This window comes from Pseudomonas sp. P7779, assembly GCF_013386315.1.
Taxonomy (GTDB): Bacteria; Pseudomonadota; Gammaproteobacteria; order Pseudomonadales; family Pseudomonadaceae; genus Aquipseudomonas.
Map to the genome: position 1 here is coordinate 16,124 of NZ_JACARZ010000053.1, position 16,009 is coordinate 32,132.

The window sequence follows — 16,009 nt, forward strand, 5'->3', positions numbered from 1 at the left end:
TTGCGCACGACGGTCGACACACATAACAACATGAGACAAACTCAACCGATCCGAATTTGTCACAAGTTATATTCATGGAGACCCCGTGCTCGAAATCCGCCATCTCAAGACCCTGCACGCCTTGCGCGAAGCCGACAGCCTGGTGGAGGCCGCTGAGCGCCTGCACCTGACGCAATCAGCACTCTCCCACCAGTTCAAGGAACTGGAAGAGCGCATGGGCATGCAGTTATTCGTGCGCAAGACCAAGCCGCTGCGCTTCACCAGCGCCGGCCTGCGCCTGCTGCAACTGGCGGACGCCATCCTGCCCTTGCTGCGGGGTGCCGAACGCGACATCGCGCGCCTGGCCGGCGGCACGGCCGGGCGTTTGCACATGGCCATCGAGTGCCACAGTTGCTTCCAGTGGTTGATGCCGACCATCGACCAGTTCCGCGATGCCTGGCCGGAAGTCGAGCTGGACCTGGCCTCCGGCTTCGCCTTCGCGCCGCTGCCGGCCCTGGCCCGTGGCGACCTGGACCTGGTGGTGACCTCGGACCCGCTGGAGCTGCCGGGCATCACCTATGTACCGCTGTTCACCTACGAAGCCATGCTCGCCGTGGCCAACCAGCACCCGCTGGCGAACAAGCCGTACATCGTGCCCGAAGACCTGATCAGCGAAACCCTGATCACCTACCCGGTGGAGCGGGATCGCCTGGACATCTTCACCCGCTTCCTGGAACCGGCGGATGTAGAACCGGCCCAGGTGCGCACCTCGGAACTGACGGTGATGATGATGCAGTTGGTGGCCAGCGGTCGCGGCGTGTGCGGCATGCCCCATTGGGCGCTGCATGAATACAGCTCCCGGGGGTACGTGAAGGCCAAGCGGCTGGGGGAGAAAGGTTTGTTTGCCACGCTGTACGCCGGGATTCGCGCCGACATGCTGGACGCGCCGTACATGCGTGATTTTCTGCTGACGGCCAAGGACACCTCGTTTTCGACCCTGGACGGCGTCAGCGCCGTTCGCTGACCTGTAGCGGATACCTGTGGCGAGGGAGCTTGCTCCCGCCGGGCTGCGCAGCAGACCCAAAAATCCTGGGGCCGCTTCGCCCCCTAGCGGGAGCAAGCTCCCTCGCCACAAGATCAGGCAGGGATCAGAGAGGCGCGGTAGAACGGCAGAATCAAATCCCGGGTCAGCGGCGCAAGCTGCAAACCGCCGTCGCCCGCCGGGTCGATCCAGCACACCTCTTCAATCTCGGCAGCCGGCATCACCGCCACGTCGATGTGCACCTGGAACAATTCGGCCTGCACCACAAACCCCGGCTCATTCGCCGCCGGCGCCGAGAACTGCCCAAGGTACACAGCCGCCTCCGGATCAACTCGCAGGCCCAGTTCTTCGTGCAGCTCACGGGCCAAAGCCTCTACGGGTTGCTCGCCGGCATCGATCTTGCCGCCCGGCTGCATGAAGGCCTGGGTGCCGCGCTTGCGTACCAGCAGGGTCTGGCCGTCGCTGCCGATCAGCAGGGCGGCGGCGATGCGAATGGTGGAGGTCATGGGAAAAGTCGCCTTGAATACAAAGGCGCAAGGATCCCATGAACCGGTATCAGCTCGAAAGCGGCGTCTCATCCGGTTCCTTGATAAACACGCTGTACTTCGCCCCTTCCATGGCCTCGAACGCAATCAGCTTGTCCACCAGCGGCAGGTTCAACACCTTGCCGGCGTTGAGCAGCAGCATGCCGTTGTCGGCGTTGAGGTTGCGCGCCAGCACCATGCCTTCGGCCAGTTCGCGGGTGGTCAGGACCTTCACCGACGGGTCGCCCAGGGTCACGTCACTGAGGAACGCGGCGCAGGCCTGGATGAAGTCCTCGACCATGTCCGGGTCGTAAAGGCGCCCGGCGTATTTGCGGATGTAGAGCAGCGCTTCGTCGCTGTTCATCTGCCGCTCAAGGATCAAGCCGCGTTGCAATTCGATGAAGTCCACCGCCAGTTTCAACAGGCGCGAACCTACAGGTATTGCTTCGCCCTTGAGGTGGTCGGGAAAGCCGCCGCCGTCCCAGCGTTCCTGGTGATGGCGGATCAAGCGTGCCGCGTCTTTCATCGGTTCCAGGGTCATCAGCAACGATTCGCTCTGGGCCGGATACGCCCGGTACCGCTCACGGTAGGTGCTGTGCAGCAGGTCGCTGGGAGAGACCATCATGTTGTCGCTCCAACTCAACTTGCCGATGTTGTAGAGCGCGGCGGCCATGGTCAGGTCGCGATTGCTGGCCTCATCCAGGCCGCGGCCGTGGCACCAGGTGCGCACCAGTTCGATGATCTGCCGGTTGGTTTGCTTGGCTCGGGGCAAGCGCAGGTTGGCCAGCAGCGAGAACACTTCGGTGCCGGTGGCGTAGCTGTGTTTGAGTTCTTCGTAGGCCAGGTCGAGCATGTCAGCAGTTTGCTGCAGCTCGCTGGTGCGTGAGGCCACGCGTTTTTCCAGGCTGGCGTTGAGTTGCTTGAGTTCGTCGTTCTGCTGGCGGGTCAATTGCTCCAGGCGCAGGCGCTCACGCTCGGAGTGTTGATGGGCCAGGGATTGCCGCAACGCCAGCAGCAGTTCTTCGTCTTTCCAGGGTTTGCTCAGGTAGCGGTAGATCTGCCCTTCGTTGATGGCCTTGATGATCAGCGTCAGGTCGGTTTCACCGGTCAGCAGGATGCGCACGGTGTGCGGGTAATCATGGTGGATCTGCGCAAGCAGGGTGGCGCCGTCCATGTCCGGCAGGCGCGCGGCACTCATCACCAGGTCGACGGGTTGCTGCGCCAGAATCGCCAGCGCGTGAGCGGCGTCGGTGGCGCTGCATAATTCAAAGGGTTCCAGGCGCAGCAACTGCGTCAGGCGGTCCAGCACGTCCGGGTGTGCGTCAATCAACAGCACCACCGGGCGGTCGGGATTTGCGAAGGTCACTGACTCTCCCATGGGGCACCTCGTATAGCGTCGATGTGCGTGTCCTACGGTCAAGGTAACAGCCTCCTGGCCATTACCCAGCAGTTTAGTCGGTTTTTCTTTGCAGTGATGGCCTTGCGACATCACTTCGTCAGATGGGCATAAAAAAGGGCCACTTCATTGAATGAAGCGGCCCTGAGGTAACGCGCGGTGCATCAAGCCTCGGCGGTTTTACCGGCCGAACCAAACGACGCAAATCGCTTGTTGAAGCCGGCGATGCGGCCTTCGGACTGGGTCTTGCGCTGTTGGCCGGTGTACACCGGGTGCGAGGCACTGGACACGTCCAGGAGTACGTAGGGATAGGTGTTGCCGTCGCTGTGTTGTTGCGTACGGTCGGTTTCCACGGTGGAACCGATCAGGAAGAAAACGTCGGCGGCGGTGTCATGGAACAACACGGTGCGGTAGTCGGGGTGGATACCAGGTTTCATAAGGCCTCCGGGGCGTCTGGGTGAACATCAAGTGTTATACAGTAACACAAATGATGCACCCAAACGAGAACCGATTGCAATAAGAATAGACCCCAAGCTTCTATGCGGCTTCCTGAAAGTCCATTTCCGGGGGCTGCCGGGAGAAGCCCCGCGTCAGGAAACCCAGGTACAGCAGGCCAATCGCCAACCAGCTCAGGCCCAGGTAAATCGCCAGGTGATCAAGGCTGACCATCAACCACAAATCCGCCACCAGGCCGATGGTCGGGAACACCAGGAACAGCACCAACTCCCGCAAACCGCGCTGCTTGGCACCGATCCAGTAGTGGAAGATCACCGACAGGTTCACCAGGCTGAAAGCCAGGAACGCACCGAAGTTGATGAACGAGGTGGAGGTGGTGACGTCCAGTCTCAACGCCAGTAACGCAACCACCGCGCACAGCAGGATGCTGTTGACCGGCGTACCGAAGCGCGCGTGCAAGGTACCGAAGAACGACTTGGGCAACACCCCGTCGCGCCCCATCGCAAACAGCAACCGCGAACCACTGGCCTGCGCTGACAGCCCCGAGGCGAACTGGCCGACGATCAGGCCGATCAGGAAGATCGACACAAACAGGTCGCCGCCAATGTTGCGGGCAATCTCGTAGGCGGCAGAATCCACGTCGGTGAACTCGAACGATGGGTGGGCGATCTGCACGAAGTACGACACACCGACGAAGATCAGCCCGCCGATCAGGGTGATCAGCATGATCGCCCGGGGAATCGTGCGGCGCGGGTCGCGGGTTTCTTCGGTCAGGGTGCTGACCGCGTCAAAGCCCAGGAACGAATAGCAGGCGATCGCCGCGCCGCTCATGATCAACGGCATTTGCATCTGGCCGTTGAAGAACGGGGTGATGGTCCACAGCGGCTTGCTCGCATCACCGCCGATGTAGTGGATGCACAGCGCGACGAAGGCGACCAGCACCAGGAACTGCACCAGCATCAGCAAGGCGTTGATGCCGTTGGCGAGTTTCAGGCCGATGATGTTGATCACACTGGTGACCCCGATAAACGCCAGTACCCAGACCCATTGCGGCACGGCCGGGAAGGCCGAATGCAGGTAGGCCGCGCCGATCAGCCAGATGGCCATGGGCAGGAACAGGTAGTCGAGCAACACCGCCCAACCGGCGATAAACCCGAGCTTGGGGCTGATGGCCTTGCGCACATAGCTGTAGGCAGACCCGGCCACCGGGAACGCCGAGGCCATGCGGCCGTAGCTCATGGCGGTGAAGAACATCGCCACCAGGGCGGCCAGGTAAGCGGCCGGGACCATGCCGGCGGTGGATTGCGCCAGGATACCGAAGGTGCCCAGGACAATGATCGGTGTCATATAGGCGATGCCAAACAGCACCACCGACCCTAACGACAGGGTGCGTTGCAAACGAGCCATGAGCGATTCTCCGCGCAATTATTAGATTTATGGCAGAACTGAAGTCGGTGCAGCGAACGCAATAATTTTTATGGTTGAAGCAGCTTTTTGGTGAAATGCAGCTTCTGTGGCGAGGGGGCTTGTCCCCCGTTGGGCTGCGAAGCGGCCCCAGAAAAAGCGGGAGCGCTTCGCACTCCAACGGGGGACAAGCCCCCTCGCCACAACAGCATCCTTGCCACGAGACCCGTGTCAGGGTTTGGGGATCAACAACTCCCGCGTCCCGTCCTCGCGCTCAATCACCTCCCCCGGCAATTTCAAGCGCTGGTCATCCAGGTAGCGATAGTCCTGTCGCGCCGCCGCCAGTTGCCCCAGGTCCAGTTCAACGCTGAACTGCCCTTCCCCGCGCCCGGCTTCAAACAGCAAGCTGCCGAACGGGTCGACCAGCGCACTGCCACCGGCGAACATCAGGCCGTCGTCGCCCTCTTCCACTCGGTTGACCATCAGCGCGAACGCCTGGTTTTCCTGGGCGCGGGCCATGATCGCAGTGCGGTGGGTGGGGCCGTACGGGTCCATGTTGCCGTTGGTGACGATCAACACTTCAGCGCCCAACTGCGCCAGGGCCCGGGCGGTTTCCGGGAATTCGATGTCGTAACAGATCAACAGGCCAACTCGCACGCCGTTCCACACGCAGGTGGCGTAGCGGTCACCCGGGGTGAAGACACCGCGGTCCGAGGCCCACAGGTGGGTCTTGCGATAGCGCAGGGCGATGCCGTCCGGGGTGATCATCAAGGTGGTGTTATAGAATTGGCCCGCGTCGCTCTCGGCCATGCCGATCACCACGGCGATATTGCGCGCACGGGCGGCCTGGATAATCGCCTGCACGGTCGGGCCGTCCACTGGTTCGGCGACGTCCGCCACAGTGCCGGCGGTCGGGAAGCCCATCAGGTGGGTTTCCGGGAATACGACCAATTGGGTATCCGCCGCACACGCAGCAATTGCCGCCAACGCGCGCTCAAGGTTGTAAGCTGTGCCGTTATCGCGGCCTGCCAGCTGGGCAAATTCGACCTTCATGGTTATTCCTTGTTCTTTATCTGTGGCGCAGTATGCGCAGCCGCGAACACTCGGGAAATCACGCAGCCGGGTTAACCCTATGGGGGTAGATGCATGACATTGTCGCTGGAAGACATCGCCTGGCACCGTTCGGTGGGGCAGATGATAGACGCCCTGGACCAGCCGAATTTCTGGACGCAGCTTGTCCGGTTGCTGGACCAATATGTGCCGTTCGACAGTTGGGTGGTGTTGCTGTTCAGCAGCGAGCACAAACCCCTGGTGTTCGCCGAATGCCCGGGCCAGGACGGCGAACCCGACCATCTGTTCCAGGATTACCTCAACGGTTTATACCTGCTCGATCCCTTCTACATCGCCAGCCGCGAACACTCGCGCACCGGGCTGTTTCGCCTGGCCGAAGTGGCCCCGGAGCATTTCGAGCTGACCGAGTATTACCAGCGCTACTTCCGGCTGAACGTGGTGGCCGATGAAATCCAGTTCAACTGCCAGCAACCGGACGGGCGAACGCTATGCCTGTCCCTGGGCTCCAAACAGCGCTTTGACCCACAGCAGATTGCCCTGCTGTCGCTGATTCAACCGTGGGTACTAGGCTTGCTGCGCCAGCGCCTGCCCCATGAACTCAACCAGGTGAGCGCTCCGGAGCAGCCGATCCACAACGATGGCTGGGGCGCGCAACTCACCGCGCGCGAGCTGGATGTGGGCCGTTTGATGCTCAGTGGTTGCTCCAGCAAGGAAATCGCTCGTAAGCTGGAAATCTCTGTTGAAACCGTGAAAGTCCATAAGAAACACATGTACAGCAAGCTAGGGATCAAATCCCAGTCGGAGCTGTTCTCGATTTTTCTGCAGGCGCAAAACGCCTGATCGAGCCCTGTAGGAGCGAGCTTGCTCGCGAAAAACGTCAATGCACCGCGGTCATCCAGACAACCGCGCTATCGTTAACGACCTTCGCGAGCAAGCTCGCTCCTACAGGATAAAAACTAAGGAACCCTGTATGAGCCTGTCCTTGTTAAGCCGTTACGCGTTCTTTGCCGTCTGCGTCATTTTCACCCTCGCCAGCATGCCGTTTATCGAACACGAATGGCTGTGGCCGATCGCCGTGGTCACCGGCATCCTTAGCCTGATCGGCATTTTCGACCTGCTGCAAAGCCCCCACGCGGTGCGCCGCAACTACCCGATCCTGGGCAATATCCGTTACCTGGTGGAAGGCATCCGTCCGGAAATCCGCCAGTACCTGCTGGAATCCGACAGCGACGCCCTGCCCTTCTCCCGGGCCCAGCGCTCGCTGGTCTACTCCCGCGCCAAGAATGAAAGTGCCGACAAACCCTTCGGCACGCTGATCGACGTTTACCAGTCGGGCTTTGAGTTTATCGGCCACTCCATGCGCCCCGCGCCGCTGAGCGACCCCAGCGCGTTTCGCGTGATCGTCGGCGGCCCGCAATGCAAGCAGCCCTACTCGGCCTCGGTGTTCAACATCTCGGCCATGAGCTTCGGTTCGCTGAGCGCCAACGCGATTCGCGCGCTCAACCAGGGGGCCAAGCTCGGCAACTTCGCCCATGACACCGGTGAAGGCAGCATCAGCCCCTATCACCGGGAAAACGGCGGCGACCTGACCTGGGAGCTCGGCAGCGGCTACTTCGGCTGCCGCACCAGCGCCGGCCTTTTCGACCCGGAACGCTTCGCCGTGCAGGCGCAGAACCCGCAAGTGCGGATGATCGAAATCAAGATGAGCCAGGGCGCCAAACCGGGCCACGGCGGGATACTGCCCAAGCACAAGGTGACCCAGGAAATCGCCGACACCCGCGGCATCATGATGGGCGAGGACTGCATCTCGCCGTCGCGCCACAGCGCGTTTTCCACTCCCATCGAAATGATGCACTTCATCGCCCAGCTGCGTGAACTGTCGGGCGGCAAACCGGTGGGCTTCAAGTTCTGCCTGGGCCACCCGTGGGAATTCATGGGCATCGCCAAGGCCATGCTCGAAACCGGTATTCTCCCGGACTTTATCGTGGTGGACGGCAAGGAAGGCGGAACCGGCGCCGCGCCGGTGGAGTTCACCGACCACATCGGCGTGCCGCTGCGTGAAGGCTTGCTGTTCGTGCACAACACCCTGGTGGGCTTGAACCTGCGGGACAAGATCAAGCTCGGCGCCAGCGGCAAGATCGTCAGCGCGTTCGACATCGCCAGCGTCCTGGCCATCGGTGCCGACTGGGCCAACTCGGCGCGGGGCTTCATGTTCGCCATCGGCTGTATCCAGTCGCAAAGCTGCCACACCAACAAATGCCCCACCGGGGTGGCCACCCAGGACCCGTTGCGCCAGCGCGCACTGGTGGTGCCGGACAAGGCCCAGCGCGTGTTCAACTTCCACCGCAACACGTTGAAGGCCCTGGCAGAAATGCTCGCTGCCGCCGGTCTCGACCACCCTTCGCAACTGTCGGCCAAGCACCTGGTGCGGCGCATGTCGGCCACCGAGATCAAGCTGTTCTCGCAGTTGCATGTGTTCCTGAAACCTGGCGAATTGCTCACCGGCGAAGTGAACGGCGAGTTTTATTCGCGCATGTGGCAGATGGCGCGGGCCGATAGTTTTGAGCCGAATGAAATCGCCGCGGCCTGAGCCCGCACTGAACAACCCCGCTGAACCGGACCACCGAACGGCATCGTTGAAACAAGGAGCTTCACCATGCCGTTACTCGACTTCACCGCCATCGCCGCCCAACTGCCGGACACCTGGAAATCCACCCGCGTGGGCCAGGTCGGCCCGGCGCGGATCAAGGTGCTGCGCATGGATGCACAGGCCTATGAAGAAGAAACCCACGACTACAACGAAGGGCTGTTGGTGATCGACGGCCTTTTGCGCCTGTCTATTGGCGAGGAGGCCATCGACGTCGGCGCCGGTCAGATGTACCTGGTTGAAGCCGGCATCGCCCACGCGGTACTCGCCGGCAGCCAAGGCACGCTGGTGATCATCGACGTTTAAACAAAGCGATGAGACATTCAGCAAAAAACTCAGCTTTGCAATTGCTTACAAATACCGCCAACCTGCGCCCGCCCGACGTACGGCTCGACTGAAGCCGTCGTCCACTTGTCATTACTAAACCCCTTGTTCAAGAGCCCGCTGCCATGTTGAACGGACGCGACCCGCGCATCGATTTTTTTCGGGGCCTGGCGTTGATCTTTATTTTCTGGGATCACGTGCCCCACAACCCTCTGGGCCAGATCACCTTGCGCAACTTCGGTTTCAGCGACGCGGCGGAGGTCTTCGTGTTCCTGGCCGGTTATGCGGCCGTGCTGGCCTACGGCAAGATCCTGCAGCGCGACGGTTATCTGATCGCCTGCGTGAAGATCTGGCGGCGCACCTGGGTGCTGTACGTGGTGCACATCTTCCTGCTGGCGATGCTGATGGGCATCGTGTTCTTCGCCAACAGCCATGTGGAAACCCGCGACCTCGTTGAAGAGATGGGCCTGACGCACTTCGTCACCCATCCCCAGCAAGCCCTGGTGGATGAACTGTTGCTGCGCTTCAAACCCAACCTGATGGACCCGTTGCCGCTGTACATCGTGCTGCTGGGTTGCCTGCCGCTGGTGTTGCCGTTGCTGTTGCGCAAGACCTCGGCGGTGGTGGCTGTTTCGCTGGCGGTGTACTTGCTGGCCCCGCACCTGGGCTGGAACCTGGCGGCGATTGCCGACGGCGTGTGGTACTTCAACCCGGTGACCTGGCAGTTGCTGTTTGTGCTGGGCGGCGCGGCGGCGATTCATGCCGGGCAACCCCGCCCTGTCGAGACTCGGCGCCTGTTGCGTCAGCCATTGTTCGTCACTGCGGCGGTGTATGCGCTGTTGGCGGGGGTTCTCACGCTCTCGTGGCGCTGGCCGGAAATCCACGACGCGCTGATGCCGTCGGCGCTCAGTGACCTGCTGTACCCCATCAGCAAGACCGACCTGTCGCCGGTGCGCCTGCTGCATTTTCTGGCCCTGGCCTATGTCACCGCCAAGCTGTTGCCTGGCCGCGAATGGACGCAGAACTGGCTGGCCCGACAAACCTGCCGTATGGGGCGCTACTCCCTGGAAGTGTTCTGCCTGGGGGTGCTGCTGGCGCCACTGGCAGACATGATCAATGCGATCACCGGCGATGCCTTCGCCATGCAGATTTTCACCGCACTGGTAGGCGCCGGGTTGATGGCGTTGCTGGGGGCCTGGCTGGACTTGAACAAGCGGCTCACGCAACCGGCGCGCGTCGCCACCGCCTGAAAAACAAAAAGCCCCGAAAGGGGCTTTTTGTTGAGCGCAGGAAACTCAGCTCGCGGTGCGTGCCGCCGCTTGAGTCGGCTGCAACTTGAACACGTAGAACAACACCGTCAGCAGCACCAGGAACACCGGCCCCACGTAGAGCGCCACACGGGTGTCCGGGAAGTACGCCATCAGGCCCACCACCAGCACCAGGAACGCCAAGGCCAGGTAGGAGCTGACCGGGTACAGCCACATGCGGTATTTAAGGCCGTCACGTTCGGCCTGGGTCAGGCTCTTGCGGAACTTGAGCTGGGCCAGGAGGATCATCAGCCAGGTCCAGATCGCGCCGAAGGTAGCGATGGAAGTGACCCAGACGAAGACTTTTTCCGGGACCATGTAGTTGAGCAGCACGCCCAGCAACAGCACGAAGATCGACAGCAGCAGCGCCTTGCGCGGCACGCCGTTGCTCGAGGTGGTACCGAACGTGGCCGGGGCCTGGCCGTTCTGCGCCAGGCTGTAGAGCATGCGCCCGGTGCTGAAGATACCGCCGTTGCACGACGACAACGCTGCGGTGATCACCACGAAGTTGATGATGCCGGCGGCGGTCTTGATACCCAGGCGCTCGAAGGTCATCACGAACGGGCTGCCCTGGGTGCCGATTTCGTTCCACGGGTAGATCGACAGAATCACGAACAACGCACCGACGTAGAACAGCAGGATGCGCCAGAACACCGAGCCGATGGCACTCGGGATGGTCTTCTGCGGGTTCTTCGCTTCACCGGCGGTGAGGCCGATCATCTCCACGCCCAGGTAGGCGAACATCACCATCTGCAGGGACATCAACACACCCTGCACGCCATTGGGCATAAAGCCGCCGTGGGTCCACAGGTTGGAAATGCCCAGGGCCACGCCATCGTTGCCAAAGCCGAACACGATGATGCCGACGCCGCCGATCACCATGGCGATGATGGTGACGATCTTGATCAGTGCGAACCAGAACTCGAACTCACCGAAAGCCTTGACCGCGATCAGGTTGATGGTGCCCATGCTGATCAGTGCTGCCAGGGCCCAGATCCAGCGGGGTGTATCGGGGAACCACACGCCCATGTACACGGCGACGGCCGTGATTTCTGCCACGCAGGTCACCAGCCACAGGAACCAATAGTTCCAGCCGGTGAGAAAGCCCGCCAGCGGGCCGAGGTAATCCTGGGCGTAGCGGCTGAACGAACCGGCCACCGGGTTGTGCACGGCCATCTCGCCGAGGGCGCGCATGATCACCAGGATCGCCAGACCGCCGATAATGTACGACAGCATGATCGCCGGGCCGGCCATTTCAATGGCCTTGGCCGAGCCTAGGAACAGGCCGACGCCGATGCATGCACCGAGGGCCATCAGGCGAATATGCCGTTCGCCGAGTTCGCGTTTCAGCGGACCGCCCTGAGCGGTCTCGCCGTGGGGCAGATGATTGCCAGCTGGCATAGGGATACAACCTCGTCTTGTTATTGGATATGAGCCACCGAGTCCGGGGCGTCATGGCGGGTCTGCCATGGCGTACCGTTGCCGGATCACCTTTTGGGTAAAACGGTCTGGCCGGGCCAGATCAGCGGGGGTGCAGTATAAAAAGCTAAACCCAGGGGTTTTCACTCTATAAACGGCAAGATTCAGCGGGAACTCTCGGTAAAGGCGCCTTTTGCGGAGGAGCATCACCTGGTTAGCGTAGGAATCATCGCCACCAAACGGCGGCGAGTATTGCACGGTAATGGTGCAGCGTCATGCCCCTACCTTTGGCGGATTTACCGGTGGGGGAGGCTCTAGCTCGACGGTTTGGGGTTATGTGGCGGGGTTATCTGTGACGAGCGGGCTTGTCTGTGGCGAGGGGGCTTGTCCCCCGTTGGGCTGCGTAGCAGCCCCAAAACCTGCCATAAGTTCTATCCAGAAAATGCGGTGTCTTTACTGGGGCTGCTGCGCAGCCCAACGGGGGACAAGCCCCCTCGCCACGGACAAGCCCGCTCGCCACAAATCTACCTTCGAGAAACACGCCGACACTGAACTGCAAGAGAGCACTCCACAGCAGCTGCTAACGTCAATTGACTACTTCCCCTCAAGGAGCAAAGGAATGCTTCATCAACCCAACTCTCATCTGTTACGCCGTGGTCGACATTCAGAATCTGGCCGTCCTTATCTGATTACCGCCGTGGTTCACAACCGGCAACCCCTGTTCAAAGACTTCCATTTGGGAAGACTACTGGTAGCAGAATTCAGGAAGACCCATGAATTGGGAATGGTCGACTCTCTGGCATGGGTCGTCATGCCTGATCACTTTCATTGGCTATTTGAGCTGCAAGGCACAACGTTGTCGCAGGCTGTGGGACGTACCAAATCCCGCAGCACCCTCACCATTAATCGCGCACGCGGCAGCAAAGAACGATTCTGGCAACTTGGCTACCATGACCGAGCAGTGCGTAGCGATGAAGACCTTCGCAAAATTGCCCGCTACATCATCGCCAATCCTCTGCGAGCGGGCCTGGTCGAACATATTGGTGACTACCCACTATGGGACGCAGCCTGGCTCTGATTTTTCCTGTGTGGAGAGGGCTTGTCTGTGGCGAGGGGGCTTGCCCCCCGTTGGGCTGCGCAGCAGCCCCAGTAAACACACCGCATTTCTTCAGGAAGATCTTCATGGCAGGTTTTGGGGCTGCTGCGCAGCCCAACGGGGGACAAGCCCCCTCGCCACAAACAGCATCACACTCACAAATCCCCCTCACTCGCCCACCACCGTCTAAGCTTCAACCAAGTCCGATCAATCTACGTAAATGGATCAATCGACTATGGGCGCTTTATGGCAAAACGCTTCGACCAAGGCTGCGGTATCCACCGATAGCCCGGATGAACAGCCGTTGCCACAAAGCCCTCCTCCCCGCCGACGGTTGTGGTGGCGGCTGTTCTGGCTGGTGCTGCTGATTGCGCTGATCGCCCTGGGCTTTGCCGCCCTGCGGGAAATGCGCACTTCAAGGTTGCAGGCCAAAACCTTCTCCGACATTGCCTCAACCCTCACCTACCAAATGCATTCGGGCCCCAGCGATGCGCGGGTTTACCCTGGCGCCGGGCCCTTTGACAAGCGCCTGGGCTACAGCGCCCTCGGCGAGTTCCTGCCGCGCTTGATCAAGCGTGACTACCTGATCCAGGCTCAAGCGCGCTTCTCCCCCGACCTGATGACCTACGCCCAGCGCGGCCTGTTCGTGCCCTACCCGGAAAAAATCCAGGCCGGCCTGACCATCACCGATTGCCGCGCCGCACCGCTGTATCAGTTCACGTATCCACAACAGTTCTACCCAAGCTTTGCGGCGATCCCGCCGGTGGTGGTCAGCAGCCTGCTGTTTATCGAAGACCGCGACCTGCTGGACCCGAAAAACCCGCAACTCAACCCGGCCGTGGATTGGCCGCGCTTTGCCAAGGCCGCCTGGTCCCAGGTGGCGAAGCTTTTGCACCTGCCCGGCCAGACGGCAGGCGGCAGTACCCTGGCCACGCAGCTGGAAAAATACCGCCACTCGCCCGACGGCCTGACCCTGTCCGGCGGCGAGAAAATCCGCCAGATGATTTCTGCCAGCGTGCGCGCGTATCAGGACGGCCCGCAAACCCTTGCCGCTCGCCAGGACATCGTGCGCGACTACCTCAACAGCGTGCCCCTGTCGGCGGTACCCGGCCATGGCGAAGTGCACGGCATGGCCGAAGGCTTGCGCGTGTGGTACGGCGCCGACTTCAACCAGACAAACGCGCTGCTCATCGGCACCGACCCCAAACAGCTGCCGCAAAAGGGTCTGGCGTTGCGCGAGGTGCTGTCGCTGATGATCGCCCAGCGTCGCCCGTCTCACTATCTGTCCAAGGGCCACAAGGAACTGGCGGACCTCACCGACAGCCACATCCGCCTGCTCGCACAAAACAACGTGATCGACCCGGCGCTGGCCAGCGCAGCCCTCGCCAGCAAAGTCACCTACCGTGACTGGCAGCAACAACCGACGATCCAGCCAATCGAAACCAACAAGGGCATCAGCGTCGCCCGCACTCGCCTGGCCGCCCTGCTCAACCAGCCGCTGTACGACCTCGACCGACTCGATCTTTCTGCCACGAGCACCTTGCAAGCCGACCTGCAAAGCCAGGCCAGCACGTACCTCAAGCACCTCGCCGACCCCACTTTCGCCGCGCAGATCGGCCTGCTCGGGCCCACGCTGCTGACGCCCGCCAGCACCGCTCAGGTTCGCTACAGTTTCAACCTCTACGAGATGACACCCGACGGTGCCCGCGTGCGCGTGCAAACCGACAGCACCGACCAGCCATTCGACATCAACGAAGGCAGCAAGCTGGAACTGGGTTCAACCGCCAAGCTGCGGGTGATGACCACCTACCTGCAAATCGTCAGCGAGCTGCACGACAAATACGGCGCGATGCCGGCTGCCCAGTTGCGCAAGATTCCGGTGGACGACCAGGACCGCATCACCCGCTGGGCCCTCGATTACCTGATCCAGAACAGCGACCGCAACCTGCCGGCCATGCTCGACGCCGCCCTCAATCGCCAATACTCGGCCAACACCGGCGAAGGCTTTTTCACCGGCGGCGGCATGCACCACTTCCACAACTTCCGCAGCCAGGACAACGGCCGCAATCCCACCTTGATCGAGGCCCTGCGCGAGTCCATCAACCTGCCGTTCATTCGCTTGATGCGCGACCTGGTGCGCTACACCACCTACCAGGGCCCGAACAACAGCGCCGAGTTGCTCAAGGACGACAACGACCCGCGCCGCCAGGAATACCTGGCCCAGTTTGCCGACCGCGAGGGCACTACGTTCCTGCTCAAGTTCTGGAAAAAGTACCGCAACAAAGATACCCAGGCGCGCCTCGATACTTTCCTCGATGGCATGCACCCCACCGCCATTCGCCTGGCCGCCGTACACCGCTACCTGCTGCCCAACGCCAGCCAGGCGAGTTTCAACAGCTTCGTCCGCTCGCACTTGAGCAGCGTCAAAAGCCCTGAAAAACTCACCGACGAGCGCCTCGAAAAGCTCTACCAGAATTACGGCCCCGGCGCCTACGACCTGCCTGACCAAGGCTATATCGCCAAGGTTCACCCGCTGGACCTGTGGCTGATGGGCTACCTGCTGAACAACCCCGACGCCACCTTCACCCAGGCCACCGCCGCCAGTGAACACGAGCGCCAGGAGGTTTACAGCTGGCTGTTCAAGAGCCGCCACAAGAGTGCCCGCGACAGCCGCATCCGCACCATGCTGGAGATCGAAGCCTTCCTCGATATTCACCAGCGCTGGCAGAAAGTCGGCTACCCCTTCGACCACCTGGTGCCGTCGCTTGCCACGGCCATCGGCAGCTCCGGCGACCGCCCGGCGGCCCTGGCGGAACTGGTGGGGATCATCCTCAATGATGGCGTGCGCCAGCCCACCCTGCGTATCGACAGCCTGCGCTTTGCCGCCGACACCCCGTACGAAACCCGCTTGGTCAACGACCCCAATCGCGGCAAACGCGTGATGCCTTCCGAGGTGGCCACGGCGCTCAAGGGCGCGCTGTCCCAGGTGGTGGACGCGGGCACCGCACGGCGCGTGTCCGGCAGTTTCAAACTGGCGGACGGTACGCCTTTGGCCATGGGCGGCAAGACCGGTACCGGCGACAACCGGATCGAAGCCATCGGCGCCGGCGGGCGGATTCTCAGCTCCAAGGCGATCAACCGCACGGCGACCTTCGTGTTCTACATCGGCGAGCATCATTTCGGCACGCTGACCGCCTTCGTCCCCGGCGCTTCGGCCCAGGGTTTCAAGTTCACTTCGGCGTTGCCGGTACAGGTACTCAAGGGCATGGCGCCGATTCTTACGCCCTATCTGCAACCGGACAACAACAGCTTATGCAGCGTGCGCTGATGGGCCTATCCCTGCG

The 16,009-nt window shown here is 61.6% G+C and carries 13 protein-coding genes; 7 read left to right on the plus strand and 6 right to left on the minus strand.

All coding sequences use genetic code 11. The annotated features are described in order from the left end of the window. The first annotated feature begins 85 nt into the window (after window positions 1-85). Window positions 86-1,003 carry a transcriptional regulator MetR gene (metR, locus tag HX869_RS16450; RefSeq protein WP_178903351.1) on the plus strand — a complete coding sequence of 306 codons (918 nt, stop codon included), beginning with the start codon at window positions 86-88 and terminating at the stop codon, window positions 1,001-1,003. A 113-nt stretch (window positions 1,004-1,116) separates the two neighbouring features. Here the strand turns inward: metR and HX869_RS16455 are convergent, their stop codons facing one another. The 5 genes from HX869_RS16455 to HX869_RS16475 all read right to left on the minus strand — a co-directional run bounded on the left by HX869_RS16455 (window position 1,117) and on the right by HX869_RS16475 (window position 5,854). Next, the gene (locus HX869_RS16455; RefSeq protein ID WP_178903352.1) at window positions 1,117-1,527 is read right to left on the minus strand and encodes an NUDIX domain-containing protein; all 411 of its coding nucleotides are present in this window, start codon (window positions 1,525-1,527) and stop codon (window positions 1,117-1,119) included. A 49-nt stretch (window positions 1,528-1,576) separates the two neighbouring features. Then, window positions 1,577-2,923: an HD domain-containing phosphohydrolase gene (locus HX869_RS16460; protein WP_178903353.1), complete on the minus strand. Its 1,347-nt coding sequence runs from the start codon at window positions 2,921-2,923 to the stop codon at window positions 1,577-1,579. Window positions 2,924-3,105: 182 nt separating this feature from the next. Next, window positions 3,106-3,378 carry a type B 50S ribosomal protein L31 gene (locus HX869_RS16465; RefSeq protein WP_003216453.1) on the minus strand — a complete coding sequence of 91 codons (273 nt, stop codon included), beginning with the start codon at window positions 3,376-3,378 and terminating at the stop codon, window positions 3,106-3,108. Between the two features lie 100 nt (window positions 3,379-3,478). Further along, the gene (locus HX869_RS16470; RefSeq protein WP_134327273.1) at window positions 3,479-4,804 is read right to left on the minus strand and encodes an APC family permease; all 1,326 of its coding nucleotides are present in this window, start codon (window positions 4,802-4,804) and stop codon (window positions 3,479-3,481) included. Window positions 4,805-5,032: 228 nt separating this feature from the next. Further along, complete coding sequence (locus HX869_RS16475; protein ID WP_008435543.1) at window positions 5,033-5,854, minus strand: carbon-nitrogen hydrolase family protein; 822 nt, start codon at window positions 5,852-5,854, stop codon at window positions 5,033-5,035. A gap of 93 nt (window positions 5,855-5,947) precedes the next feature. On the opposite strand from HX869_RS16475, the gene HX869_RS16480 reads away from it, so the two are divergent. The 4 genes from HX869_RS16480 (at window position 5,948) to HX869_RS16495 (ending at window position 10,093) form a co-directional block, all read left to right on the plus strand. Then, the gene (locus HX869_RS16480) at window positions 5,948-6,712 is read left to right on the plus strand and encodes a LuxR C-terminal-related transcriptional regulator (protein WP_003216446.1); all 765 of its coding nucleotides are present in this window, start codon (window positions 5,948-5,950) and stop codon (window positions 6,710-6,712) included. 130 nt (window positions 6,713-6,842) lie between these two features. Beyond that, on the plus strand, window positions 6,843-8,462 hold the full coding sequence (locus HX869_RS16485) for an FMN-binding glutamate synthase family protein (RefSeq protein WP_003216444.1): 1,620 nt from the start codon (window positions 6,843-6,845) through the stop codon (window positions 8,460-8,462). A gap of 66 nt (window positions 8,463-8,528) precedes the next feature. Continuing rightward, window positions 8,529-8,825 carry a cupin domain-containing protein gene (locus HX869_RS16490; protein ID WP_178903354.1) on the plus strand — a complete coding sequence of 99 codons (297 nt, stop codon included), beginning with the start codon at window positions 8,529-8,531 and terminating at the stop codon, window positions 8,823-8,825. A gap of 143 nt (window positions 8,826-8,968) precedes the next feature. Continuing rightward, on the plus strand, window positions 8,969-10,093 hold the full coding sequence (locus tag HX869_RS16495; RefSeq protein WP_178903355.1) for an OpgC family protein: 1,125 nt from the start codon (window positions 8,969-8,971) through the stop codon (window positions 10,091-10,093). 45 nt (window positions 10,094-10,138) lie between these two features. Here HX869_RS16495 and HX869_RS16500 read toward each other — a convergent pair whose 3' ends face one another. Beyond that, a complete protein-coding gene (locus tag HX869_RS16500) occupies window positions 10,139-11,551 on the minus strand; it encodes an amino acid permease (protein WP_178903356.1) in 1,413 nt (470 codons plus the stop codon). A gap of 637 nt (window positions 11,552-12,188) precedes the next feature. Between HX869_RS16500 and HX869_RS16505 the strand changes: the two genes are divergently transcribed. After that, complete coding sequence (locus tag HX869_RS16505; RefSeq protein WP_032899435.1) at window positions 12,189-12,647, plus strand: transposase; 459 nt, start codon at window positions 12,189-12,191, stop codon at window positions 12,645-12,647. Between the two features lie 253 nt (window positions 12,648-12,900). Beyond that, a complete protein-coding gene (locus HX869_RS16510; RefSeq protein ID WP_178903357.1) occupies window positions 12,901-15,993 on the plus strand; it encodes a transglycosylase domain-containing protein in 3,093 nt (1,030 codons plus the stop codon). Window positions 15,994-16,009 lie beyond the last annotated feature (16 nt).